Below are 23,644 nucleotides of genomic sequence, written 5' to 3' on the forward strand. Positions count from 1 at the left end.
AAGAAACTGGCTGGTGAGTTCCAGGGCAAGAAGATCGCGGTGGTGCTGTGCGGGCGCAACATCGTGCTGGAGAAGTTCCTGGAGGCGATCCAATGAGGATCATCGACAAGGCGCAACTGGTCGAAATCCTCGACCGGGATTTGGCGGTACGCCTCATCGAAGAGGGTTTTATCGCCTTCTCCGCGGGCAAGGTCCATGTGCCACCGGTGCAGAATTTCGCCTTCACCGAACAAAACGGCGACTGCTGCGTGAAGTCCGCCTGGCTGCAGGGCAGCGATACCTTCACGGTGAAAGTCTCCACCGGTTTCTACGACAACCCGTCCAAGGGCCTGGAAAGCAACGATGGCTTGATGCTGGTGTTTTCGGCCAGTACCGGCCAACCGCTGGCGCTGCTCCAGGACCAAGGCTGGCTGACCTGCCTGCGCACTGCACTGGCCGGGCGTGTCGTCGCCCGCCTGTTGGCGCCGCGCAAGGTACGGGCAATCGGTGTACTTGGCAGCGGGGTGCAGGCGCGGATGCAGCTCGAACAACTGCTGCCGGTCACCGACTGCCGCCGTCTGATCGCCTGGGGCCGCGATGCCGGGCGGCTTGCGGACTATCGACGGTTCGCCGAAGGGCTGGGCTTCGAGGTGCGCACCACCCATGAAGCCCGCGAGCTTGCCGCGTCCGCCAACCTGATCGTCTGTACCACGCCTTCGCGCGAGCCGCTGCTGCAGCGTGAATGGATACAGCCCGGTACCCATATCACCGCGGTGGGAGCCGATGGGCCGGGCAAGCAGGAGCTCGACCCGGCGCTGGTAGCTGCCGCCGATTGCATCGTGGTGGACGCTGTCGGGCAATGCAGCCGCTACGGCGAGGTGTCCCACGCCTTGGAGGCCGGGCTCATTGCACCTGGCGACCTGATCGAGATCGGCGCGTTGCTGGCTGGGCAGGCAAGTGGTCGTACGCAGGATGCCGCGATCACGTTGGCCGACCTGACCGGCGTGGCGGTGCAAGACGCGCAGATCGCGCGGTGTGCATTGATGTCCCTTGGGGCAAGCCGCCAAGGAGACCTGCTCGCACAGTTCGGCCAAAATAGAGGCTAAATGACATCATCGTCCGCTGCCGTTGCCTGTCGCCTTTGTATACTCTCCCGTAATCAGTGTGGGGCTCTCAACTGCGAAAGGAACTGAGCATGCGGCCACTGCTTTGCGTTCTGGGATTGACCGCAATGATGTTCACGGCGCTCGCGGCGGCGCAGCCACCGCTGCGCCTGGTGGCGGATAAATGGCCGCCGTTCTCCGACAGTGCCATGCCGGGCGGAGGCCTGGCCACCAGCATCGTCACTACGGCACTCACCCGCGCCGGGTACGCTAGCGAGTTCGAGGAAGTGCCTTGGGCGCGGGCGCTGCTGGGGATTGGCGAGGGGCGCTACGACGTGCTCATCAATGCCTGGTACAACGAATCGCGTACTCGCCTGGGCCAGTTCTCGGGGGCCTATCTGACCAACCGTATTCGCCTGCTCAAGCGCCAGCGCGAGGTACTTGGCTTCAAGCGACTGGCCGATCTTTATCCGTACAGCATCGCTGTTGTGCGTGACTACGCCTACTCACAAGCGTTCGATGGCGACAGCCGGCTGAACAAGGTGGCGGTGCGCAACTTCCCGTCGGCGATCCGCATGCTGGCGGCAGGGCGCGTAGACCTGGCGGTGGAGGACGAGTACGTGGCGCGCTACAACCTGCAGCGGGAGCCGCAGGAGGTGCGCGAGGCGGTGGATTTTGTCGAGCGGCCGCTGGGGGAGAACAGCCTGCATATCCTGGTCAGCCTTCAGCATCCTGAGCATCGGCAGATCGTCGAGCGTTTCGAGCGGGCGATTGCAGCGATGAAGGCCGATGGCAGCTATGCGCGGTTGTTGAAACAGTATGGCTTGTGACCTGGGGTGTCGGTGCAGGCCCTATCGCGGGACGAGCCCGCTCCCACAGGTACAGTGCAGGCCTGAACATCTGGGAGCAACTGTCTTGCTCAAAATTTAAAGTTCAGCCCAATTCCTGTGGGAGCGGCCCTGTCACGCCCCGACTCGTCCCGCGGTAGGGCTGGTGCGGACAGCCGACTCAAGCCGGCTCCCCTTCCTTGATCAGATGCGCCGCCAATGTACGCAACGGCCCCAGTTGCCGGCAGATCAACGCCAACTGGGTCTGTACCAGTCGCTGATGCTCATCCAGCTCCTCGGGCATCTGCTCCAGCTGGTTGGCCAGCGCTTCTTCTTCATCGCTGTGAATGGCCACTGGCAGCCGCGCCGCCAGGCCATTGGCGATCTCGTCGAGACTGCGCGCCAGGCTGCTGCCGACGCCATCGATCAACTGCTCGTGTACTTCGGCAGGCAACGCCGTGTCCCTGTGTGCACCCAGCCCTGACAGGTAGCTGAGCAAGGTGTGCGACAGCACCAGGAAGCGGAAGCCGACATCGGCCTCCTTGCGGAAGTGCCCCGGCTCCATGAGCATGTTCGACAGCGTGGTAGACAACGCCGCATCGGCATTGTGGGCGTTGCGTCGAGCCAGGCGGTAGGCGAGATCGTCGCGTTTGCCGTTGGCGTACTGCTGCATGATCTGGCGCAGGTACAGGCTGGCGCAGGTCAGGGTGTTGGCCAGCACCTTGTTCAGGCGCCGCCCCTGCCAGTCGGGCAGGAACAGGAACACCGCGAGGATCGCGATCAGGGCGCCCACCAGGGTGTCGAACAGGCGCGGCAGGAACAGCCCGTAGCCATCGCCGATCTGGTTGAAGCAGAACAGCACCATCAGCGTGATCGCCGCCGTGGCCAGGGTGTAGCGTGTGGTGCGGTTGACGAAGAACACCACGCCAGCGACCACCGCGAACAGCGACTGGACGATCGGGTTGGGGAACAGGTCGAACAGCGCCCAGCCAACCGTCAGGCCGATGGCGGTACCGAAGATCCGCTGCACCAGCTTGCGCCGCGTCGCGCCATAGTTGGGCTGGCAGACGAACAGGGTGGTGAGGATGATCCAGTAGCCTTGCGTGGGATGGATCAGGTGCACCATGCCATAGCCGATCGACAGCGCCAGCGGCAGGCGCAGGGCATGGCGGAACAGCAGCGAAGTGGGCGTGAGCTGGGTGCGCAGGCGTTTCCATACCTCCTTGAACGTGCGCGGCGAACGGTCGAGCAGGCTGCTGTCGCTGGCGTCGGCGAGGCTGTCGGGGTTGCTGGCCGCGCCGAGCAAGCGGTCCAGCGTGGCCAGGTTCACCGCCAGTGCCCGCAGCGAGCGCAGCAGGCTGCGCCAGGCCGGGTTGTTCTGGGTGCGCAGATGCTCCAGCGAGGCGTTCAGGTCTTCCAGCGCCTCGGGGTAGCCGCTGGCGAGCACGAACGGCTGGCGCAGGCGGATCGAACGGGCCAGTTCCTGGCAGGACGAACCCTGTTTGCGCAGCAGGCGCTGGCAGCGGAACATCACATCGCTGTGGAAGAACGCCTCGCTCAGGGCGTTGTAGGGGTAGTGCGAGGCGCTGACGCGCTCGTGGATGTCCTGGGCCAGGAAGTACAGCTTCAGGTAGCGACTGACCTTGGAGCTGGGCTGGCTGTTGCCGACCCGGTGCAGGATGATTTCCTTGGCGGCATTGAGCGCGGCCACCACCTTGCCGTTCTGCTTGGCCAGCTCCAGGCGCGTGGCCTCCACGTCGAGGGTGCGCACCGGTTCGAACAGACTGGCCTTGAGCTTGAGGTAGCTGCCCAGCTCGTAGAACAGCTTGGCCAGGCTCTGCTGCACCGGCTGGTTGGAGAACAGTGCCTGCCAGAGTACCGAGAGCGCCCCGTACCACGCGGCACCAGCCACCAGCAGCAGCGGCTCATGCCAGAAATCAGTGACCACGCCGCCGCGCTGGTCAACGCCGATCATGGTGTACACCGACAGGATCAGCGTCGCCGAGGCGATGGCGCCATAGCGTTCGCCAAGGGCACCGAGCATGGTCAGGCCAAAGGCTGCCAGGGCCAGGGAGCCGGCGAAGATCCAGGGGTAGGGGAAGAGCAGCTCGACCGACAGCGCGGCGATGGCGAAGCATACGAGGGTGACGGCCAGCGCACTGAGACGGCCCTGCCAGCCGTCGTCGGTCTCGGCCAGGGCGCTGGCAATGATGCCGAGGAACAACGGGATGAGCAGGCTCATCTCGTTCTGGTACCAGCACCAGGCCATGGTGCCGGTCAGGGCGATGGTCACCCGGATGGCATAGCTGAACTTGTCTTGGCCCCACAAGCGACGCAATGAATGGCGGAACGAGCTCGATGACATAGTGGCCTGCTGGACAGAGTTCGAAGAAGGACCTTGGGTAGCAGGTTGACCGACATCGCTGCGTTGCTCTTCGCGGGCAAGCCCGCTCCTACAGGACCAGCGCAATCCTGTGGGAGCGGGCTTGCCCGCGAAGGGCAGCGCACTCGGTCAAACCTTCCCGGCACAGACCAGCAAGAAGCGTTCCGTGCTGAAAGGATTCTACTCTAAACGAACTGCGCCGCTGCGTTGGCAGAGGCCCACGCCCACTGGAAATTGAACCCGCCCAGGTGGCCGCTGACGTCCAGTACCTCGCCGATGAAGAACAATCCCGGGCTCTTGAGCGATTCCATGGTCTTGGACGACACCTCGCGGGTGTCGACGCCGCCCAGGGTCACTTCCGCGGTGCGGTAGCCCTCGGTACCTGCCGGCACCAGTTGCCAGGCCGCGAGTTGCCCGGCGATCTGGGTCAATTCTGCCGGGGTGTACTGCTTCAGGGGTTTCGAAACGAACCACTGCTCGGCCAGCAGGGTCGCCAGCTTGCGGGTGAACACCTCGCCCAGCACGGTCTTCAGCTCGCTGTTGGGGCGTTCGGCCTGTACGCCTTGCAGCCACTCCAGCGCATCGCGGTCGGGCAACAGGTTGATCTCCAGCGTGTCGCCCGCTTCCCAGTACGAGGAAATCTGCAGAATCGCCGGGCCGCTCAGGCCGCGATGGGTGAACAGCAGGTTTTCGCGAAAACTGGTGCCGTTGCAACTGGCGATGCAGTCCAGCGACGTGCCGGAGAGCTCCGTGCACAATGCCTTGAGCTGGGGCTCGGTAATGGTGAACGGCACCAGCGCGGCGCGGGTCGGCAGCAGGGCGTGGCCGAACTGGCGGGCGATCTGGTAGCCGAAGCCGGTTGCGCCCAGGGTCGGGATCGACAGACCGCCGGTCGCGATCACCAGCGACTGGCAGGCAAATGCTCCGGCACTGGTCTGCAGGCGATAACCGCTGTCGGTCTTCTCGATCCGTTCGATGCTGGTATTCATCCGCAGCTCGGCGCCGGCGTCGTCGCATTCGGCCAGGAGCATGTCGAGGATGTCGCTGGACTTGTTGTCGCAGAACAGCTGGCCGAGCTTCTTCTCGTGGTACGGCACGCCGTGCTTGGCGACCAGCTCGATGAAGTCCCATTGGGTGTAGCGCGCCAGCGCCGACTTGCAGAAGTGCGGGTTCTGCGAGAGGAAATTGGCGGGCTCGGTGTACATGTTGGTGAAGTTGCAGCGCCCGCCGCCGGACATGAGGATTTTCTTGCCCGGTTTGTTGGCATGGTCGAGCAGCAGCACGCGGCGGCCGCGGCGCGCGCTGAGCTGGGCGCACATCAGGCCGGCGGCGCCGGCGCCGAGGATGATCACGTCGGTGGAGTGCACGGTGTTACCTCATGGATTGCCGGGGCCGCTTCGCGGTCCATCGCAGGCAAGCCAGCTCCCACAGGATCCCCAGAGCCTAGGCCGGGTGCATTCACTGTGGGAGCTGGCTTGCCTGCGATGGGCTGCAAAGCAGCCGCAAAATAGTTCAGACGATACGGACCTTCAGGGCTCGCCCCTTGATCTTGCCGCTGTTCAGCCGCTGCATCGCCTGCTTGGCCACGGCCCGCTCGACCGCCACGAAGGCCACGAAATCGAAAATCGCGATCTTGCCCACCTGCTTGCCCGGCAGGCCGGCATCGCCGGTCAGGGCGCCGAGGATGTCGCCCGGACGCAGCTTGTCCTTGCGCCCGGCGGCGATGCACAGGGTGGTCATGGTCGGCAGCAGTGGTTCACCGCCCTTGCTCTTCAGGCTGTCCAACTGCTCCCAGCGCAGCGGGCGCTTCTGCAGGTCTTCGATGGCCTGGGCGCGGTGGCCTTCGGCCGGGGCCACCAGGCTGATCGCCACGCCTTTCTCGCCGGCGCGGCCGGTACGCCCGACGCGGTGCACATGGATCTCGGCATCGCGCGCCAGTTCCACGTTGATCACAAGGTCCAGGCCGTCGATATCCAGGCCGCGGGCGGCGACATCGGTGGCCACCAGCACCGAGCTGCTGCGGTTGGCGAACATCGTCAGCACCTGGTCGCGGTCACGCTGTTCCAGGTCACCGTGCAGGGCCTGGGCGACGATGCCCTTGGCGGTGAGGTGGGCGACCAGGTCCTCGCACTGCTGCTTGGTGAAGCAGAACGCCACGCACGACTGCGGGCGGTAGTGGCCCAGTACGCGGGTAACCGCCTCCAGGCGCTGCTGCGGGTCGATCTCGATGAAACGCTGCTCGATCTGGTTGTCGCTGTGCTGGCTCTCGACCGTGACCTGCTGCGGCTTGCGCATGAAGTCGGCGGCCAGTTGCTCGATGCCGGCCGGGTAGGTGGCCGAGAACAGCAGGGTCTGGCGGCGCGATGGGGTCTTGCCGATGATTGCGGCGATGGCGTCGAAGAAGCCCATGTCGAGCATGCGGTCGGCTTCGTCGAGTACCAGGGTGTTGAGCCCCTTCAGGTCCAGGGTACCCTTGTCCAGGTGCTGCTGGATGCGGCCCGGGGTGCCGACGATGATGTGCGCACCGTGCTCCAGCGAGGCGATCTGCGGGCCCAGCGAGACGCCGCCGCAGAGGGTGAGGATCTTGATGTTGTCCTCGGCGCGGGCCAGGCGGCGCAGTTCCTTGGCGACCTGATCGGCCAGTTCCCGTGTCGGGCACAGCACCAGGGCCTGGCAGCCGAAGAAGCGCGGGTTGATCGGATTGAGCAGGCCGATGCCGAAGGCGGCGGTCTTGCCGCTGCCGGTCTTGGCCTGGGCGATCAGGTCCTGGCCCTTGAGGATGACCGGCAGGCTCTGGGCCTGGATCGGGGTCATCGAGGCATAGCCCAGGGCGTCCAGGTTGGCCAGCATGGCGGCGGACAGCGGCAGGGAGGCGAAAGCGGTGGATTCGGTGGTCACGAGGCGGGCCTGCGGTGCGAAGCGAAAAATGCCGCACAGTCTACCAGCCTCATGGCCATTCGCCCTACGTTTCCACGTGTTCTTCCGGACGACGGGCACGCCTTCCGTCCGTCGGTGACAGTTGCAGGAAGATCGCAGCAGCCAGCATCGCCATCAGGCCGATGGTCAGGAAGGTCAACTGGAACGCGCCCAGCGTGGTTTCCACTCCCTCTGCGCTCCCCGAGGCGGTAAAGCCGCCGAGCAGCGCACCGGCGCAGGCCACGCCCAGGCTCAGGGACAGTTGCGCGACCACCGACAGCAGGCTGTTGCCGCTGCTGGCGCTGGCGTCGTCGAGGTCGATCAGCGTCACCGTGTTCATCGCGGTGAACTGCAGCGAGTTCACCGCGCCCAGCAAGCCCAACTGCATCAGCAGCAGCCAATAGGGCGTCTGTTCGTCGACCAGTCCCAGGCTGGCCAGCAGTACCCCCAGCAACAGCGTGTTGCCGGTGAGGATGATGCGATAGCCGAGGCGCTCGATCAGTGGCCGCGCCACCGACTTGGCGATCATCGCCGCGGCGGCCAGCGGAATCATGCTCATGCCGGCCTGGGCCGGCGAATAGCCCAGCGCCACCTGCAGCAGCAGCGGCACCAGGAAGGGCAGGGCGCCGCTGCCCAGGCGGGCGAACAGGTTGCCGAGGATGCCGATGGCAAAGGTACGCACGCGGAACAGGCTGGGCGAGAACAGCGGCTCCGGGTCACGCCCGGCGCGCAGCCAGTAGGCGGCAAGGCAGGCCATGCCGGCGAACAGCAGCAACATCACCCGCAGGTGTGGCAGGTGCAACTCGCCCAGGCCCTCCATGGCGATGGTGATCAGCACCATCGCGGCGCCGAACAGGATGAATCCGGGTCCATCGAAGGTGGTGCGTTCGCTGCCGCGCAGGTCGGGGATGAACTTCCATACCGCGTAGCACCCCAGCGCGCCGACCGGCAGGTTGAGCAGGAAGATCCAGTGCCAACTGAGGATTTCCACCAGCCAGCCGCCGACAGTTGGGCCCAGCAGCGGGCCCAGCAGGCCGGGGATGGTGATGAAGCTCATGATCCGCACCAGCTCCGAGCGTGGGTAGGCGCGCAGTACCACCAATCGCCCGACCGGCAGCATCAGGGCACCGCCCAGGCCCTGGATGACGCGGGCGATGATCAGAAAGCCCAGGCTGTTGGCCGCCGCGCATAGCAGCGAACCCAGGCTGAACAGCAGGATGGCGCCGAAGAAGATGTGCTTGGTGCCGAAGCGGTCGGCGATCCAGCCCGAAGCCGGAATCAGCAGGGCCACGGTGAGCATGTAGGCGATGATCACGCCCTGCATGCGCAGCGGGTCTTCTGCCAGCGAGCGGGCCATGGCCGGCAGCGCGGTGTTGAGGATGGTGCCGTCGAGCGACTGCATGAAGAAGGCGATGGCCACCACCCAGGGGATCCAGCGGGCGGTGGTAGGGTCGAGCGGGGCGCGTTCGGGCATGGCCTCTATCCTGAAAAGTGCGCAGTTCCCTGTGGAAGCGTCTAAACGGCGCTCCCACAGGGGCGTGGCGTTACAGTGTCAGCGTCAATCCTCTGACCAACGCCCCGGGCAGATGACTCGATCCGGTTTGCCGCTGCCCATAGGTGCTGGTCGACAGGATCAGCTCGCGTTCGCGCGTCAGGTCTTCCAGCTGAGGGCCCAGCAGATTGTAGAGACTGTCGTCGAAGCGCATGGTGCTGACCGGGCCCTGGATCTGGCCGTCTTCCACCCAGAACGTGGCGAAGCGCGTCAGGCCGGTCATGCGCGCTGCCGGCAGGTCTGAATAGTTCAGGTACCAGAGGTTGCTGATGTACAGCCCGGTGCCCAGGCGTGCCAGGATATCCGCCGACGCCAGCTCCCCAGGTGCCAGGCTCAGGGCGCACGGTGCCTCATAGCTGTCGGCGCCGTTGCCCTGCAGGGCGAACTCTGCCGCGCTGCGAGGGCTGACCAGGCGCGCGCTGCCCCGGCCTTCGACGATCAGCGCTACGTCCTCGCGGGGCGAGCCCTCGCTGGAGAACGACGGGCTCAGCGAACCGCTGACCTGCTCCGAGAAGCCAACCCGTGGATCGAGCTGGGCATCACCGGTGTACAGACGTTGCAGTGGGCTGTTGCCGGTGGCCAGGGCCTGGGCCGAGAAGCCTCCCCAGCCGAGCATGCCCGCGATCTCGTCCATGGCCGCTGGCGCCAGGTAGGCGCGGTAGCGGCCAGGCTTGAGGGTGATCGTCGGGCGCCCCAGGTACTCAAGCTGTTCGCGGGCCAGTTGCAGGCGTGTACTGAAGGCCTCGCCGCTCCAGACCTGGCCCGCATAGTTGGCCTTCACCGCCTGGCCGTTGCTGTGGAACAGGCTCCAGTCGAAATTGAAGCTGTTGGCCTGGTGCCAGCCGAAGGCCCCGAACGAGCTGGCGAAACCCCGGCAGATCGGGCCGGCGGCGTAGATGCCGACCAGATCGAGGTTGCCTGCCTGCTGCTCCACCAGTGCCAGTACTTCAGTGAAGTCGGGCAGCGCCGGTTCCTGCACGCTGTGGCTGTGCCAGGCGCTCTCGTCGAGTTTCAGGTAGGGGTCGAGCGGTAGCAGCGGCAAGGTCTGGCGCAGTTGCGCCAGGGCATCTTGCAGGCGCTGGCGATCCAGTTGCGCATCGTCCCCGAGGGTGAACTGCTGTTCGGCCTGACGCCCGTCACGCACCAGACGCAACAGTGCGCTGGCCTGGGCCACTTCGCCGGCCTGGCGCACCTTGGCATGGTTGAAACGCACGAAGCGCGACTGCTCGGCGCTGTAGCCGAGGGTGAACTGCTCGCCGGGGTGCAGCGCCTCGCGCAGGGCACTGACCAATGCCTCGAAGCGTTCTTGATAGGGAATGCTCATCAGGCGTCTCCTCCGAATACGTCGATCTGGCGGAACACGCAGGCCGGCGAGGCATGGCCGACCCGGATGACCTGGTTGGGTTCGCTCTTGCCGCAGTTGGGTGTGCCAAGCACCTGGAAGGTACTGCTATCGCCCACTGCCGACAGGTTGCGCCAGAACTGCGCGGAAATGCCGCGATAATTGGGGTTCTTGACTACACCCTTGAGCTCGCCGTGTTCGATCAGTTGGCCCCATTCGCAGCCGAACTGGAACTTGTTGCGCGCATCGTCGATGGACCAGGAGCGGTTGGTGCGCATCAGGATGCCGTGCTCGATCCCACCGATGAGTTGTTCGAGCGACTGGTCGCCCGGCTCGATGTTGAGGTTGGCCATGCGGTCGATCGGGGCGCGGTTCCAGCCACAGGCGCGGCTGTTGGCCACGCCGTCGAGCCCTGAGCGGAACTGCGACAGGGCGCCGCCCAGCGGGCGCAGTAGCTTGCCCTCGCGGATCAGGAACTGCTTGCTGGCCGCGGTGCCGTCGTCGTCGAAGCTGTAGCTGGCCAGCTCCTCGTCGATGGTAGGGTCGAAGGTCACGTTCAGCAGGGGCGAGCCGTATTGCAACTGCCCGAAATCGCTGGGCTTGACGAAGCTGGTGCCCGCGTAATTGCGCTCGTCGCCAAGAATACGGTCCATCTCCAGCGGATGGCCGATGGACTCGTGGATCTGCAGCATCATCTGGTCGGGCATCAGCAGCAGGTCGCGCGCACCGCTCGGGGTGTTGGGCGCCAGCAGCAGTTGCAGGGCTTCGTCGGCGATACGCCGGGCGGCGCCGACCAGGCCGCAGCGCTGGACGACTTCGAAGCCACCCTGCTGACCAAAGTTCTCCCGGCCCAGGCTGCGGCTCTGGCTGTCGCGCCCATCGCTGGCGGTGACGCCAAGGCCCGGAAAGATGAAGCGCTGCGCGTTGCGCAGCTCGGCGCCGGCCGAGTTCAGGTAAGTCTGCTCGACCAGGGTGATGCCCAGGCTCGCCTGCCAGTCCACCAGACGTTCGTCCTTGGGCACACTGGCCGATTCAGTGGCGAGCAGCTCGAGGCAATCTGCAAGGTTTGGCAACGATTGGTCGAAGTTGGGCGAGATATGGTCGTGGCGCGTGCTCGGCACCGGTTGGTCGCGCAGGTCGAGCAGGTGGTGGCCGGTGATCTGCCGGGCCAGGGCCTCGGCGTGTTCCAGGGCGCGTTGCAGGCCGCTCTGCGACAGGTCGGCGGTGGCGGCGTAGGCCTCGACGCCGTTCAGGCGCACGGTGAGCATAGCGCCTTCGTCCTGGCTGAAGAATGGCGGTTCGGCGACGTTGCGCCGCACCGACAGCGATTGATGCGATTGCTTCACGTGGCGAAGCGAGAACAGTTCGGCCGTGCTGCGCAGCGCTGCGAAGCGCTGGCGCAGCAGGGCGCTGGAATCGAACATGCGGGCACCTCCGGTTCGCGGTGGCTCCCCCTAGAACCACCCCTCTTGCATGCCCAGGCAGGTGTCGTCGCGTGCCTCGAGCAGTGCGAGCTCAGTATGGCAGCCTGGCACTTCCCAAGTCAGGAAATAACGTGCGGCCTGCAACTTGCCACAGTAAAAATCGCGATCGACATCGACTCCCTTCATCAGCCCGAGTTCGGCATGGATGGCCTGCTCCAGCCAGCGCCAGCCGATCACGCAGTGGCCGAACACCTTGAGGTACAGCGCCGAGTTTGCCAGCGCGCCGGCGACCTTGCCCTGGGCCAGGTCGCCGAGCAGTGCCAGGGTCACGGCTTGCAGGCGGTTGACCAGTTGCTCCAGCGGCTGGCGCAGTGCGTCCAGGTTGGGGTGATGGCTGGCGCGCTCGGCAGTGCTGGCGATCAGGCGAATCAGCTGCTTGAGCCCGGCGCCGCCGTTCTGCGCCAGCTTGCGCCCGAGCAGGTCGAGCGACTGGATGCCTTCGGTGCCTTCGTGGATCGGGTTCAAGCGGTTGTCGCGGTAATACTGCTCTACCGGGTATTCGCGGGTGTAGCCGTGGCCACCAAGAATCTGGATCGCCAGTTCGTTGGCCTTGAGACAGAACGTCGAAGGCCAGGACTTGACGATCGGGGTGAGCAGGTCGAGCAGTTCCTGGGCTTGGGCGCGTGCCGCCTCGTCGGGTGCGCTGTGGGTGTCGTCGAACAACCGGGCGGCATACAGGCCCAGGTCGAAGGCACCTTCCACATAGGCCTTCTGCGCCAGCAGCATGCGTCTTACATCGGCGTGTTCGATGATCGGCACTGCTGGGCTGTTGGGGTCCTTGTTGTCCACCTGACGGCCTTGCGGGCGTTGGCGGGCGTAGTCCAGCGAGTACAGGTAGCCGGCGTAGCCGAGCATCACCGCGCCCATGCCGACGCCGATGCGCGCCTCGTTCATCATCTGGAACATGCAGGCCAGACCCTGGTGTGGCTTGCCGACCAGATAGCCGACGCACTGGCCGTTGTCACCGAAATTCAACGCCGTGGAGGTCGTGCCACGCCAGCCCATCTTGTGGAACAGCCCGGCCAGCAGCACGTCGTTGCGGGCGCCGAGGCTGCCGTCGTCGTTGACCAGGTACTTGGGCACGATGAACAGCGAAATGCCTTTCACCCCGGGCGGTGCATCCGGCAGCTTGGCCAGGACCATGTGCACGATGTTCTGCGACAGCTCGTGGTCGCCGCCGGAGATGAAGATCTTGTTGCCCTTGAGCCGATAGCTGCCATCGCCTGCGGCTTCTGCACGGGTGCGGATATCGGCCAGCGAAGAGCCGGCGTGGGGCTCGGTCAGGGCCATGGTGCCGAAGTAGCGACCTTCGATCATCGGCTGCAGGAACAGGCGCTTCTGCTCGTCGCTGCCAAAACTCTCGATCAGGTTGGCCGCGCCCATGGTCAGGAAGGGGTAGGCCGTGGTGCCAGCGTTGGCGGCCTGGAAGTGGGCGAAGCAGGCTTGCGAAACCAGGCTTGGCAACTGCATGCCGCCGACGTCGAAGTCGCGGTTGGCGTTGAGGAAGCCCGCCTCGAGGAAGGCCTCTACCGCAGGCTTGACCTCGGGAATCAGCTCGGCGCGGCCGTCGACATAGCGCGGCTCGTGCTCGTCGCCCTTGCGGTTGTGCGGGGCGAAGTACTTCTCGGCAATCGTGCGAGCCGTACCGAGTGCTGCGTCGAAGGTCTCGCGGTTGTGCTCGGCGAAACGCGGGCGCTGGGTCAGGCCCTCGGCGTCGAGGACTTCGTAGAGTTCGAAGGCGAGGTTGCGGCTGCTGAGGAGTTGCTCGGACATGACGGCATTCCTGGGTTCGAGATGCTGCGAGTCTAGAGCCAGGGATAGTGGCTGCACAGGCTCATGGGTGTGCGTGATGACACTCCAGAAGGCTGAGCGCAGGTGGGCCATCAGTGGCGCTCGCTTGTCGGAATACCTTGCGCTGCTCCACTGGTATTTCTGTCAGGTGTGGCTTGTGCATCGCTGGGGTAGCCTAGGCTCTGTCTGAAATGCATCTGCACTCGCCCATACTGCGTTGAGACGGGGCTCGGAATGCTCATGTACTCCAGTACCGTCGGGCGAGGCCCCCGGGCGTTCCTTACCCTGTTCGCCTTGTCTGGCCTTCGTGCAGACACATTCAGGACAGAGCCTAGGCCTTTGTCGGATCCCCGTTGAGCTCTGATTGGGGGGCTGCTTGCCATTTAGACCCGCACCGGAGCATTGCCCAATGACCAGCCACGCGCCATTAGTCCATTGCCAAACCCCATCGGTATCGGTGTTTGCTCGCAGGCTGAAGGTACGGGAAATCACCTGCCATCGTGATGGGCTTGCGCTTGGGCAGACCACCCTGCTCATCACGCGGCACAGGCACGATCCTCGTGGTTTCCTGGATCGTAGCAGCGACCCGCGTATGGCTGGGCGCAGTCTGGTGAACTTCGCGTTGGCCAACGATTTCGCTGGCAAAGTGCTGCGTGTTCAGAGTGTCGACGCGGGCATTGAAGTTGCCTTGGCTGATATCGATAGTCGGCCTTTGGTGCGTATCAGTGCAATCGCGACAGGTGCAGAAGGGCGTGACGATTACAGCCAGGCGGTGGTACGTCGATCGGTGTACGAGGCTCACGGTCTGGCGGGCCGTTTGTCGAGCATCAGCGATACAGTTGGCGGTGGTGTTCCCCGCATGACCCAGCGCTTTGTCTATGGGGATAGCAGTGCACTGGAGCGGGTGCGAAACCTGGCGGGTCGCTGCATACGCCTTTACGACACTGCTGGCCTTGCCTTGCACGACACCATCGCCATGACGGGGACCACGCTGTCTGTCACCCGACGTCTTCTGGGGCAGGGGGATGAAGTACAGACAGTAGTCGATTGGCAAGGTGAGAGCGTCGATGAATGGGATCGCGCACTTGAGCCGATTGCACAGGCACGCACTACGTGTTCGGTCGTGGACGCAACCGGAACAGTATCGAGCATTGTCGATGCAGCAGGGCACCTGCGGCGTGTCACCTATGACATCGCGGGTCGGCTCCAGGCAAGCTGGCTGAGGCGCAAAGGCGCTCAAGAGTGCGAGATCGTCCGGTCGACGAGTTACCTGGCAGGTGGACATAAGACCCGTGAACTGCATGGTAACGGTGTGTTGAGCACCTATTTCTTTGAGCCACGAACGCAACGCCAGGCTCGGCTACGGATAGAGCGGCCTGCGAGTCATGCCCTGGGTGCGAGACTCCTGCAGGATTTGCAGTATACGTTCGACCCTGTGGGCAATGTGGTGAGCGAACGTGACGAGGCCGACAATAGGCGGTTCTGGCGCAACCAGTTGGCGGAACCGCAGACAACCTACCATTACGACAGCCTTTATCAATTGGTCAGCGCCTGCGGAAGGGAGCAGGTCAATGCGTCATCGCGGTCGGGAGACTACAACACGCCGTCTCCTTCTCCCCATGATGAGACACTCTTTACCTGCTATACCCGCAACTTCACCTATGACGCTGCTGGCAACCTGACACGCGTGGTGCACCGGGTGCCTGCTAGCGATCACTGTCGTGTCGTCGAGATCGCAGTCAGTGACCGCAGCAATCGGGCGGTGCTGGGCATGATGGCGAAGACACCTGCCGAGGTTGAGGCGTTGTTCACGGCCAAGGGTCAGCAGATCTCGCTGTTACCCGGCAATCCCCTGTGCTGGACGCCTCAAGGGGAGTTGCATCAGGTCATCTCCCAGCATCGCGAGGAGGGGCGGGATGACCATGAGCACTACCGTTATGACAGTGCCAGCATGCGAGTCCTGAAAGTCAACACGCAGTGGAGCGCTGCAAGCCAGCACACGCTTCGAGTCACCTATTTACCCGGCCTTGAATTGCGCTGCACTACGCGCGATGCCTCCCTTGAGGAGGAGTTGCAGGTTATTTCGGTCGGTGAGCCCGGTCATGCCCAGGTGCGAATGTTGCACTGGTGCAGCGAGGTGCCTGACGGATTGGAGAACGATCAACTGCGCTACAGCTACGACACGCCACTGGGCAGCGGCATCCTGGAGGTCGACGGCGCGGGCAGACTGATCAGCCATGAAGCGTATTACCCTTTTGGGGGAACCGCATTGTGGGCAGCCCGTAGCGAGCTTGAAGGGAGTTACAAGACCTTGCGTTATTCAGGCAAGGAACGAGATGCGACTGGGCTGTACTACTACGGTTATCGCTACTACCAGCCGTGGGTCGGGCGATGGCTGAGCGCAGACCCGGCGGGGGCGGTGGATGGCCTTAACTTGTATTGCATGGTGCGCAACAATCCGGTGACGCGCAGGGATGCCAACGGATTACACAGTTTTGAGGCGGAGTTCGGGCCTGACTTCGCTGCATTGGACAAGTTGATCGAGTTTCCGGAGATTTTTAAAAATCTGAAGCCTGGTGTTGTACTAAAGGGCAATGTCAGTCACAACACGCAACATCGAAAGAAATTAACGGTGTATTGGATGCGTGAGAGTGAAGCGTATCAACCCACTGAACAGGAAAGGGTCATAGGTCCGTCGGGCAACAGCGAGCAAGAAGCTCTTGGTCCGGCTGCGCAGCTCGCGGAGGATCTAGGGGTGACTGAACAGTTTGCCAAGGACTTTACGCGTGACACGTACACCCTGATAGAGAACGGCGAGGAAACGCCCTTGTTTGTACACAACGTCGAGAAGCATTTCAGCCCGCAGCAGCTAGAAGTTATTTCGATGCTTGCGCATCAAGCACTTGCTGCCGAGATGACCAGCTTACTCTACTCCATCGAGCCTGCCGGCGGGGCGTTCAACGAGGAAGGCCAGGTGCGCGGCATATGGTCAGCGGCCCCGGGCGCGGCCTCCGAATACCAGATTCACAGGGGCACAAGAGGCGAACCGGACGAGGTATCGATCAGCTCAAGACAGATCTTCAGCCTGAAGGATGTGGCGACAGGGGATTTTATAGCCAAGGTTGATGCGATTACCCAGCACACTGTATTTCTGGCCACATCTACCGAGAATGGAACGGTAAATTACAACCTCCAGAAGCAGGTGCCCAGCCTGCAAAAGATAACGCTTTCGCATGTTTTGCCGGAGCAACCGGTGACCAAAAAGTCGCCCGTTTTATCCAGATTCAAATTCTGGAAATCGAAGAAAAAACAATAGGCGGGTTGCCCGCTGCCACCGTTTCGCTGCTGAACCGGTGGGAGCGGGCTTGCCCGCGATGGCGTCAGTACGGTCAGCCGATGGTCATCAGGCTGGCGTTACCCCCCGCAGCGGCGGTGTTCACGCTCACCGCACGCTCGATTACCAACCGCTCCAGCGCGATCTGCTGATCACCGCTGGACAGCCCATGCACGCCCACGATGGCGCCGGCACGCTTGGCGACCTGCTGGCACACCGCGCGCAACTGGTCGGAGTCGCCGTGGTGGATGACCGCGTCGAACGCCACTTCATCCTTGCTCCAGTCGGCCACCAGCTTGATCTTGCCTTGCAGGTCTTTCGGCAGGCGACCGCGCAGGCCCTTGGCCGGCTCGCCGTCGGCCCACACCGCCGAGCTGCCCACTGCCAGCACCGCGGCGAACTGCGCGAGCAGGTCAGCCTCGTTGTCGGCCAGGCACAGCACATGCTCGCGAGGCAGTACGGTGTAGGTGTTGCGCTCGCCGGTCGGACCAGGCAGGACACGGGTGATGCCACTTTGCGACTGTTCGGCGAACTGGTCGCACAGCTCCACCAGCTCGGGCTGGTTGCTCGAAGCCCAGGCCTTGAGCGCCTGCAGCGGCTTGAGCAGCTGGTCGCGCAGGGTGGTGTCGGCCTTGGTCTCACCGTCGGCGCGCTGGAAGTGGCGGGCGATGGCGTCAGCCGGACGGGTCGACAGCAGGCGGTACAGGTACAGCGGGCCACCGGCTTTCGGGCCGGTGCCGGACAGGCCTTCACCACCGAATGGCTGCACGCCGACCACGGCACCGACGATGTTGCGGTTGACATACATGTTGCCGGCGTTGACGTTGTCCACCACCTTGGCGATGGTCTCGTCGATGCGGGTGTGCACACCCAGCGTCAGGCCGTAGCCGGAGGCGTTGATCTGCGCGATCAGCTGGTCGAGGTGCTTGCGGTTGTAGCGCACCACGTGCAGCACTGGGCCGAAGATCTCGCGCTTGAGCTCGTCGAAGCTCTCCAGCTCGATCAGGGTAGGCATGACGAAGGTGCCGCGCTTGCACTCCTCGGATTCGGCGATGGCCACCTGGTAGACGCTGCGTCCTTTCTCGCGCATGGCCTGGATGTGCTTCTCGATGCCTGCCTTGGCTTCAGCGTCGATCACCGGGCCGATGTCCACCGACAGGCGCTCGGGATTGCCCATGCGGTTCTGCGCCATGGCGCCCTTGAGCATCTCGATCACGCGGTCGGCGGAGTCTTCCTGCAGGCACAGCACGCGCAGCGCCGAGCAGCGCTGGCCGGCGCTGTCGAAGGCCGACGACACCACATCGATCACCACCTGTTCGGTCAGCGCCGAGGAGTCGACGATCATCGCGTTCTGCCCGCCGGTTTCGGCGATCAGCGGGATCGGACGACCCTGGGCATCCAGGCGACCGGCGACGTTGCGTTGCAGCAGGCGCGCGACTTCGGTGGAGCCGGTGAACATCACGCCCTTGACCCGCTCGTCGCCGACCAGGCCGGCGCCGACGGTTTCGCCCCGCCCCGGCAGCAGTTGCAGCACGCCTTCAGGGATACCGGCTTCGAGCAACAGGCGCACGGCCTGGGCCGCGACCAGCGGGGTCTGTTCGGCCGGCTTGGCCAGCACCGGGTTACCGGCGGCCAGTGCGGCGGCCACCTGGCCGGTGAAGATCGCCAGGGGGAAGTTCCATGGGCTGATGCACACGACCGGGCCGAGCGGGCGGCAGGCGTCGTTGCTGAAGTCGTTGCGCGCCTGCACTGCGTAGTAGCGCAGGAAGTCCACGGCTTCGCGCACTTCGGCGATGGCGTTGGCGAAGGTCTTGCCAGCCTCGCGGATGAGCAGGCCCATCAGCGGCTGGATCTCGGCTTCCATCAGGTCGGCGGTGCGCTCCAGGATCGCGGCGCGCTCGGCTGGCGGGGTGGCTTGCCAGATGGGCGCGGCATTGAGGGCGCACTGGATGGCGTTGTCGACGTCGGTGACGCTCGCTTCTTGCACATGGCCCACCACATCGCGGTGATCGGCTGGGTTGAGTACTGGCGCGGCAGATTCCTGGCTGGTGGCGCAGGCCAGCAGCGGGGCAGCCTTCCAGTCGTTGTGCGCGGTTGCCAGCATGGCGCAGGACAGCGACGCCAGGCGGTGTTCGTTGGCCATGTCGATGCCGGCCGAGTTGGCGCGCTCGCTGCCATAGAGGTCGCGCGGCAGTGGAATGCGCGGATGCGGCAGGCCGATGCTGCCTTCCTGGGTGGCCATGCGCTCGATGCTCGCGACCGGGTCGGCGACCAGTTCCTGGATGGAGATCGAGTGATCGGCGATGCGGTTGACGAAAGAGGTGTTGGCGCCGTTTTCCAGCAGACGGCGCACCAGGTAGGCCAGCAGGGTTTCGTGGGTGCCGACCGGCGCATAGACACGGCACGGACGGTTCAGCTTGCCATCGGCGATCTTGCCGACGACCTGCTCGTACAGGGGCTCGCCCATGCCGTGCAGGCACTGGAACTCGTACTGGCCTGGATAATAGTTCTGGCCGGCAATATGGTAGATGGCCGACAAGGTGTGGGCGTTGTGCGTGGCGAACTGCGGGTAGATGGCTTCCGGCACCGACAACAGCTTGCGGGCGCAGGCGATGTAGGACACGTCGGTGTAGACCTTGCGGGTGTAGACCGGGTAGCCCTCCAGGCCTTCGACCTGGGCGCGCTTGATCTCGCTGTCCCAGTAGGCGCCCTTGACCAGTCGGATCATCAGGCGGTGACGGCTGCGCTTGGCCAGGTCGATGACCGAGTCGATCACGTACGGGCAGCGCTTCTGGTAGGCCTGGATGACGAAACCGATACCGTTCCAGCCCGACAGCGATGGCTCGAAGCACAGGCGTTCGAGCAGGTCCAGCGACAGCTCCAGACGGTCGGCTTCCTCGGCGTCGATGTTCAGGCCGATGTCGTACTGCTTGGCCAGTTGGGTCAGCGACAGCAGGCGCGGGTACAGCTCTTCCATCACGCGCTCGTATTGCGCGCGGCTGTAGCGCGGGTGCAGCGCCGAGAGCTTGATCGAGATGCCCGGGCCTTCATAGATGCCGCGCCCGTGCGAGGCCTTGCCGATCGAGTGGATCGCCTGCTCGTAGGAGGCCAGGTACTTCTGGGCGTCGTGCTCGGTCAGCGCGGCTTCGCCGAGCATGTCGTAGCTGTAGCGGAAGCCCTTGGATTCGAAGCGGCTGGCGTTGGCCAGGGCTTCGGCGATGGTCTCGCCGGTGACGAACTGCTCGCCCATCAGGCGCATGGCCATGTCGACGCCCTTGCGGATCATCGGCTCGCCACTCTTGCCGATGATGCGGGTGAGCGAGGAAGTCAGGCCGGATTCGTTGTGGGTGGAGACCAGCTTGCCCGTCAGCAGCAGGCCCCAGGTGGCGGCATTGACGAACAGCGATGGGCTGTTGCCCAGGTGTGGCTGCCAGTTGCCCGTGCTGATCTTGTCGCGGATCAGCGCGTCGCGGGTACCTTTGTCGGGGATGCGCAGCAGGGCTTCGGCCAGGCACATCAACGCCACGCCTTCCTGGGACGACAGTGAGAACTCCTGCAGCAGGCCCTGGACGATGCCGGCGCGGCCGCTGGCGCTCTTCTGGTTGCGCAGCTTTTCGGCCAGGCCTGCGGCCATCTTGTTGGTCGCTTCGGCCAGCGGGGCCGGCAGGCGTGCCTGCTCCAGCAGCATCGGCACCACTTCTTGCTCGGGGCGACGGTAGGCTGCGGTGATCGCTGCGCGCAGCACGGACTGCGGCAGAATGCTTTCGGCGAATTCGAGGAAGCACTGGTGGGCGTGGTCGGCCGGGAGTTCGCCGGCGTCGTCACCGAGCTGTGCGGCGTGGCCGTTGATTTCGTTCAGGGTTGCACCACCCTCGAGCTTCTCCAGGTAATTGAAGATCGCTTGCTTGATCAACCAGTGCGGGGTGCGGTCGATGGACTGCGCAGCCGCTTTGAGTCGCTCACGGGTCGGGTCGTCGAGTTTGACCCCAAGGGTGGTCGTCGCCATTTCTTATCCTCGTTATTGCCACGGGCGTGGCTAAGCTGGCGGCAAGATTAGCGCCAGGCACCTCTCGGGTGCAACCGGGTGCAACCCGAATTTTTCATGAAAAAGGTGCAACTCGTCTGGCGTAAGACGCTAAACAACGAAAAGGGTCGTTTTTGCTGCCTGTGCTTATTAAAAGCGTCGTTTTTGCTTCAAAAAGGAGCAAAAAAGGGGTTTTAACTGAAAAGACATTTCCAGGTGCAACTTGCAAATGAAAAATGGTTGCACCCGATTCATGTTGTTGCATAGGATTCGCCGCCTGGGTGCAACCGTCTCACGAAGGTCGGGTGCAAGAGATAACAACAACGCCAGGGCACAACCATGGGCAATCCAATCACGATCACCTTTGTGATCTATATCGCGGCAATGGTGCTGATCGGCTTCGCGGCCTATCGCTCCACCAAGAACCTCTCCGACTACATCCTTGGCGGTCGCAGCCTCGGCAGCGTGGTCACCGCGCTTTCTGCTGGCGCTTCCGACATGAGCGGCTGGCTGCTGATGGGCCTGCCGGGCGCCATCTACATGTCGGGTCTGTCGGAGGCCTGGATCGCCATCGGCCTGACTGTCGGTGCCTACCTGAACTGGCTGTTCGTCGCCGGCCGTCTGCGGGTGCAGACCGAGCACAACGGTGATGCGCTGACGCTGCCCGACTACTTCGCCAGCCGTTTCGAAGACAACAGTGGCCTGCTGCGGGTGATCTCGGCCATCGTGATCCTGGTGTTCTTCACCATCTACTGCGCCTCGGGCATCGTTGCCGGCGCGCGTCTGTTCGAAAGCACCTTCGGCATGTCCTACGAGACGGCGCTGTGGGCAGGTGCTGCGGCGACCATCGCCTACACCTTCGTCGGTGGTTTCCTGGCGGTGAGCTGGACCGACACCGTGCAGGCGTCGCTGATGATCTTCGCGTTGATCCTCACCCCGATCATCGTGCTGATCTCCACCGGCGGCTTCGACACCACGATGCTGGCGATCGAAGCGCAGAACGCGGCGAACTTCGACATGTTCCGCGGCGCCACCTTCATCGGCATCATCTCGCTGATGGGTTGGGGCCTGGGCTACTTCGGCCAGCCGCACATCCTGGCGCGTTTCATGGCAGCCGACTCGGTGAAGTCGATCGCCAACGCACGCCGCATCTCCATGACCTGGATGATCCTCTGCCTGGCCGGCACTTGCGCCGTGGGCTTCTTCGGCATCGCCTACTTCTCGGCCAACCCCGATCTGGCCGGCCCGGTCACCGAGAACCACGAGCGTGTGTTCATCGAGCTGGCGAAGATCCTGTTCAATCCGTGGGTCGCCGGTGTGCTGCTGTCGGCCATCCTGGCGGCGGTCATGAGCACCCTGAGCTGCCAGTTGCTGGTGTGCTCGAGTGCGCTGACCGAGGACTTCTACAAGGCTTTCCTGCGCAAGGGTGCTTCGCAGACCGAGCTGGTCTGGGTCGGTCGAATGATGGTGCTGGCCGTGGCACTGATCGCCATCGCCCTGGCGGCGAACCCTGACAACCGTGTGCTGGGCCTGGTGGCTTACGCATGGGCGGGCTTCGGTGCTGCGTTCGGGCCGGTGGTGCTGCTGTCGGTATTGTGGAAGGGCATGACCCGCAACGGTGCCCTGGCGGGGATCGTGGTGGGTGCACTGACCGTGATCCTGTGGAAGAACTACGTCGGGCTTGGCCTGTACGAAATCATCCCGGGCTTCCTGTTCGCCACCATCGCCATCATCGTGGTGAGCAAGCTGGGGCGTCCTAGCGGCAGCATGGTTTCGCGGTTTGAAACGGCTGATGCTGCGTATCACGCAGACAAGTAACACCTGCTGATCCGCCGACGGCTGCTTCGCGGGCGGGCCCGCTCCTGTGGGGGCGGGCCTGCCCGCGAATGGTCCTTGTGCCGATCGACGGCCAGGCCTGACTCCGCCCGCAAGGCAAGGTAAACTTGCCGCCCCCGCAGGAGTTGCCATGAACTATCGTCACGCCTTCCACGCCGGCAATCATGCCGACGTCCTCAAGCACATCGTGCTGACCCGCCTCATCGCCTTGATGTCGCGCAAGGAACAGCCGTTCGCCTATATCGACACCCACGCCGGCCTGGGTCTGTACGACCTGCAAGGCGACCAGGCCACGCGTACCGGTGAATATCTCGAAGGCGTTGCCCGCCTGTGGAATCGTGAAGACCTGCCGGCTGCCACCGCTGACTACTTGCGCATCATCAAGCGCCTCAACGCCGATGGCGAGTTGCGCTACTACCCCGGCTCACCTGAGTTGGCACGGCGCCTGATGCGCCAGCAGGATCGCGCACTGCTCAACGAGAAACACCCAGAAGACGGGCCTTTGCTCAAGGAAAACATGAAGAAGGATCCGCGGGTCACCGTGCACCTGGGCGAGGGCTGGCATGTGCCGCGCGCGCTGCTGCCGGTGCAGGAAAAGCGCGCGATCATGCTGATCGACCCGCCCTTCGAGCAGGCCGACGAACTCAAGCGCTGCACCGTGGCGATGAAGGAGGCGATCGGTCGCATGCGCCAGACCGTCGCGGCCATCTGGTATCCGATCAAGGACCAGCGCTCGCTGACCCGTTTCTACCAGGACCTGACCAGCACCGGCGCGCCCAAGCTGCTGCGCGTCGAACTCTATGTGCATCACCAGGACAGCCCGCAGGGGCTGAACGGCTCGGGCCTCGCCATCGCCAACCCGCCATGGGGGCTGGAGGAGGAGCTCAAGGAGCTGCTGCCCTGGCTGGCCAGGGAGCTGGCACAGACGGCGGGCAGCTTCCGCATGGACTGGCTGATCGCCGAATAACCCCGCTCCCACAAGGGGCAGTGTGTCCCTGATCTTTGCGTTATAATCCCGCCCTTTAGCCGCCAGCCGCCCACGAGGCCGCTGGCGCATCTCTACCGAATGAAGA

Annotated in this window: 14 protein-coding genes; 5 read left to right on the plus strand and 9 right to left on the minus strand. The window is 64.1% G+C overall.

Features of this window, described 5'->3' with window-relative positions:
• The first annotated feature begins 92 nt into the window (after positions 1-92).
• Both APH44_RS13175 and APH44_RS13180 read left to right on the plus strand, forming a co-directional pair.
• Positions 93-1,085, plus strand: coding sequence for an ornithine cyclodeaminase family protein (locus tag APH44_RS13175; protein ID WP_054893128.1), 993 nt, complete (start codon positions 93-95; stop codon positions 1,083-1,085).
• Between the two features lie 89 nt (positions 1,086-1,174).
• The gene (locus APH44_RS13180; RefSeq protein ID WP_054893129.1) at positions 1,175-1,912 is read left to right on the plus strand and encodes an ABC transporter substrate-binding protein; all 738 of its coding nucleotides are present in this window, start codon (positions 1,175-1,177) and stop codon (positions 1,910-1,912) included.
• 178 nt (positions 1,913-2,090) lie between these two features.
• Here APH44_RS13180 and yccS read toward each other — a convergent pair whose 3' ends face one another.
• The 7 genes from yccS to APH44_RS13215 form a co-directional block, all read right to left on the minus strand.
• Positions 2,091-4,274, minus strand: coding sequence for a YccS family putative transporter (gene yccS / locus APH44_RS13185; protein WP_054893130.1), 2,184 nt, complete (start codon positions 4,272-4,274; stop codon positions 2,091-2,093).
• 203 nt (positions 4,275-4,477) lie between these two features.
• Complete coding sequence (locus tag APH44_RS13190; protein WP_054893131.1) at positions 4,478-5,659, minus strand: NAD(P)/FAD-dependent oxidoreductase; 1,182 nt, start codon at positions 5,657-5,659, stop codon at positions 4,478-4,480.
• A gap of 145 nt (positions 5,660-5,804) precedes the next feature.
• A complete protein-coding gene (dbpA, locus tag APH44_RS13195) occupies positions 5,805-7,142 on the minus strand; it encodes an ATP-dependent RNA helicase DbpA (RefSeq protein WP_256216343.1) in 1,338 nt (445 codons plus the stop codon).
• Positions 7,143-7,254: 112 nt separating this feature from the next.
• Positions 7,255-8,682 carry a multidrug transporter subunit MdtD gene (gene mdtD, locus APH44_RS13200; protein WP_054893133.1) on the minus strand — a complete coding sequence of 476 codons (1,428 nt, stop codon included), beginning with the start codon at positions 8,680-8,682 and terminating at the stop codon, positions 7,255-7,257.
• 70 nt (positions 8,683-8,752) lie between these two features.
• A complete protein-coding gene (locus tag APH44_RS13205) occupies positions 8,753-10,084 on the minus strand; it encodes a TldD/PmbA family protein (RefSeq protein ID WP_054893134.1) in 1,332 nt (443 codons plus the stop codon).
• The gene (locus APH44_RS13210) at positions 10,084-11,526 is read right to left on the minus strand and encodes a TldD/PmbA family protein (RefSeq protein WP_054893135.1); all 1,443 of its coding nucleotides are present in this window, start codon (positions 11,524-11,526) and stop codon (positions 10,084-10,086) included. The genes APH44_RS13205 and APH44_RS13210 overlap by 1 nt, the downstream gene beginning before the upstream one ends.
• A gap of 30 nt (positions 11,527-11,556) precedes the next feature.
• On the minus strand, positions 11,557-13,359 hold the full coding sequence (locus APH44_RS13215) for an acyl-CoA dehydrogenase (RefSeq protein WP_054893136.1): 1,803 nt from the start codon (positions 13,357-13,359) through the stop codon (positions 11,557-11,559).
• A 427-nt stretch (positions 13,360-13,786) separates the two neighbouring features.
• On the opposite strand from APH44_RS13215, the gene APH44_RS13220 reads away from it, so the two are divergent.
• Positions 13,787-16,693 carry an RHS repeat-associated core domain-containing protein gene (locus APH44_RS13220; RefSeq protein WP_082420815.1) on the plus strand — a complete coding sequence of 969 codons (2,907 nt, stop codon included), beginning with the start codon at positions 13,787-13,789 and terminating at the stop codon, positions 16,691-16,693.
• A 73-nt stretch (positions 16,694-16,766) separates the two neighbouring features.
• Here APH44_RS13220 and putA read toward each other — a convergent pair whose 3' ends face one another.
• Positions 16,767-20,717, minus strand: a complete 3,951-nt coding sequence (gene putA, locus APH44_RS13225; RefSeq protein WP_054893138.1) for a trifunctional transcriptional regulator/proline dehydrogenase/L-glutamate gamma-semialdehyde dehydrogenase — start codon at positions 20,715-20,717, stop codon at positions 16,767-16,769.
• A 94-nt stretch (positions 20,718-20,811) separates the two neighbouring features.
• On the minus strand, positions 20,812-21,000 hold the full coding sequence (locus tag APH44_RS29740) for a hypothetical protein (RefSeq protein ID WP_156343751.1): 189 nt from the start codon (positions 20,998-21,000) through the stop codon (positions 20,812-20,814).
• A 74-nt stretch (positions 21,001-21,074) separates the two neighbouring features.
• Here APH44_RS29740 and putP point away from each other — a divergent pair, with 74 nt between their 5' ends.
• Positions 21,075-22,553 carry a sodium/proline symporter PutP gene (gene putP / locus APH44_RS13230; protein ID WP_054893139.1) on the plus strand — a complete coding sequence of 493 codons (1,479 nt, stop codon included), beginning with the start codon at positions 21,075-21,077 and terminating at the stop codon, positions 22,551-22,553.
• Between the two features lie 148 nt (positions 22,554-22,701).
• Positions 22,702-23,538 (plus strand): 23S rRNA (adenine(2030)-N(6))-methyltransferase RlmJ, encoded by an 837-nt coding sequence (locus APH44_RS13235; RefSeq protein ID WP_054893140.1) that lies wholly within the window; start codon positions 22,702-22,704, stop codon positions 23,536-23,538.
• Positions 23,539-23,644: the final 106 nt, after the last annotated feature.

Origin of the sequence: Pseudomonas sp. NBRC 111143, assembly GCF_001320965.1 — a bacterium.
GTDB lineage: Bacteria > Pseudomonadota > Gammaproteobacteria > Pseudomonadales > Pseudomonadaceae > Aquipseudomonas > Aquipseudomonas machongensis.

Coding starts and splice junctions, on each gene's coding strand:
- APH44_RS13175 (WP_054893128.1), top strand. CDS start 93: ATGAGGATCATCGACAAGGCGCAACTGGTCGAAATCCTCGACCGGGAT.
- APH44_RS13180 (WP_054893129.1), top strand. CDS start 1,175: ATGCGGCCACTGCTTTGCGTTCTGGGATTGACCGCAATGATGTTCACG.
- yccS (WP_054893130.1), bottom strand. CDS start 4,274: ATGTCATCGAGCTCGTTCCGCCATTCATTGCGTCGCTTGTGGGGCCAA.
- dbpA (WP_256216343.1), bottom strand. CDS start 7,142: ATGCTGGCCAACCTGGACGCCCTGGGCTATGCCTCGATGACCCCGATC.
- mdtD (WP_054893133.1), bottom strand. CDS start 8,682: ATGCCCGAACGCGCCCCGCTCGACCCTACCACCGCCCGCTGGATCCCC.
- APH44_RS13205 (WP_054893134.1), bottom strand. CDS start 10,084: ATGAGCATTCCCTATCAAGAACGCTTCGAGGCATTGGTCAGTGCCCTG.
- APH44_RS13210 (WP_054893135.1), bottom strand. CDS start 11,526: ATGTTCGATTCCAGCGCCCTGCTGCGCCAGCGCTTCGCAGCGCTGCGC.
- APH44_RS13215 (WP_054893136.1), bottom strand. CDS start 13,359: ATGTCCGAGCAACTCCTCAGCAGCCGCAACCTCGCCTTCGAACTCTAC.
- APH44_RS13220 (WP_082420815.1), top strand. CDS start 13,787: ATGACCAGCCACGCGCCATTAGTCCATTGCCAAACCCCATCGGTATCG.
- putA (WP_054893138.1), bottom strand. CDS start 20,717: ATGGCGACGACCACCCTTGGGGTCAAACTCGACGACCCGACCCGTGAG.
- APH44_RS29740 (WP_156343751.1), bottom strand. CDS start 21,000: ATGCAACAACATGAATCGGGTGCAACCATTTTTCATTTGCAAGTTGCA.
- putP (WP_054893139.1), top strand. CDS start 21,075: ATGGGCAATCCAATCACGATCACCTTTGTGATCTATATCGCGGCAATG.
- APH44_RS13235 (WP_054893140.1), top strand. CDS start 22,702: ATGAACTATCGTCACGCCTTCCACGCCGGCAATCATGCCGACGTCCTC.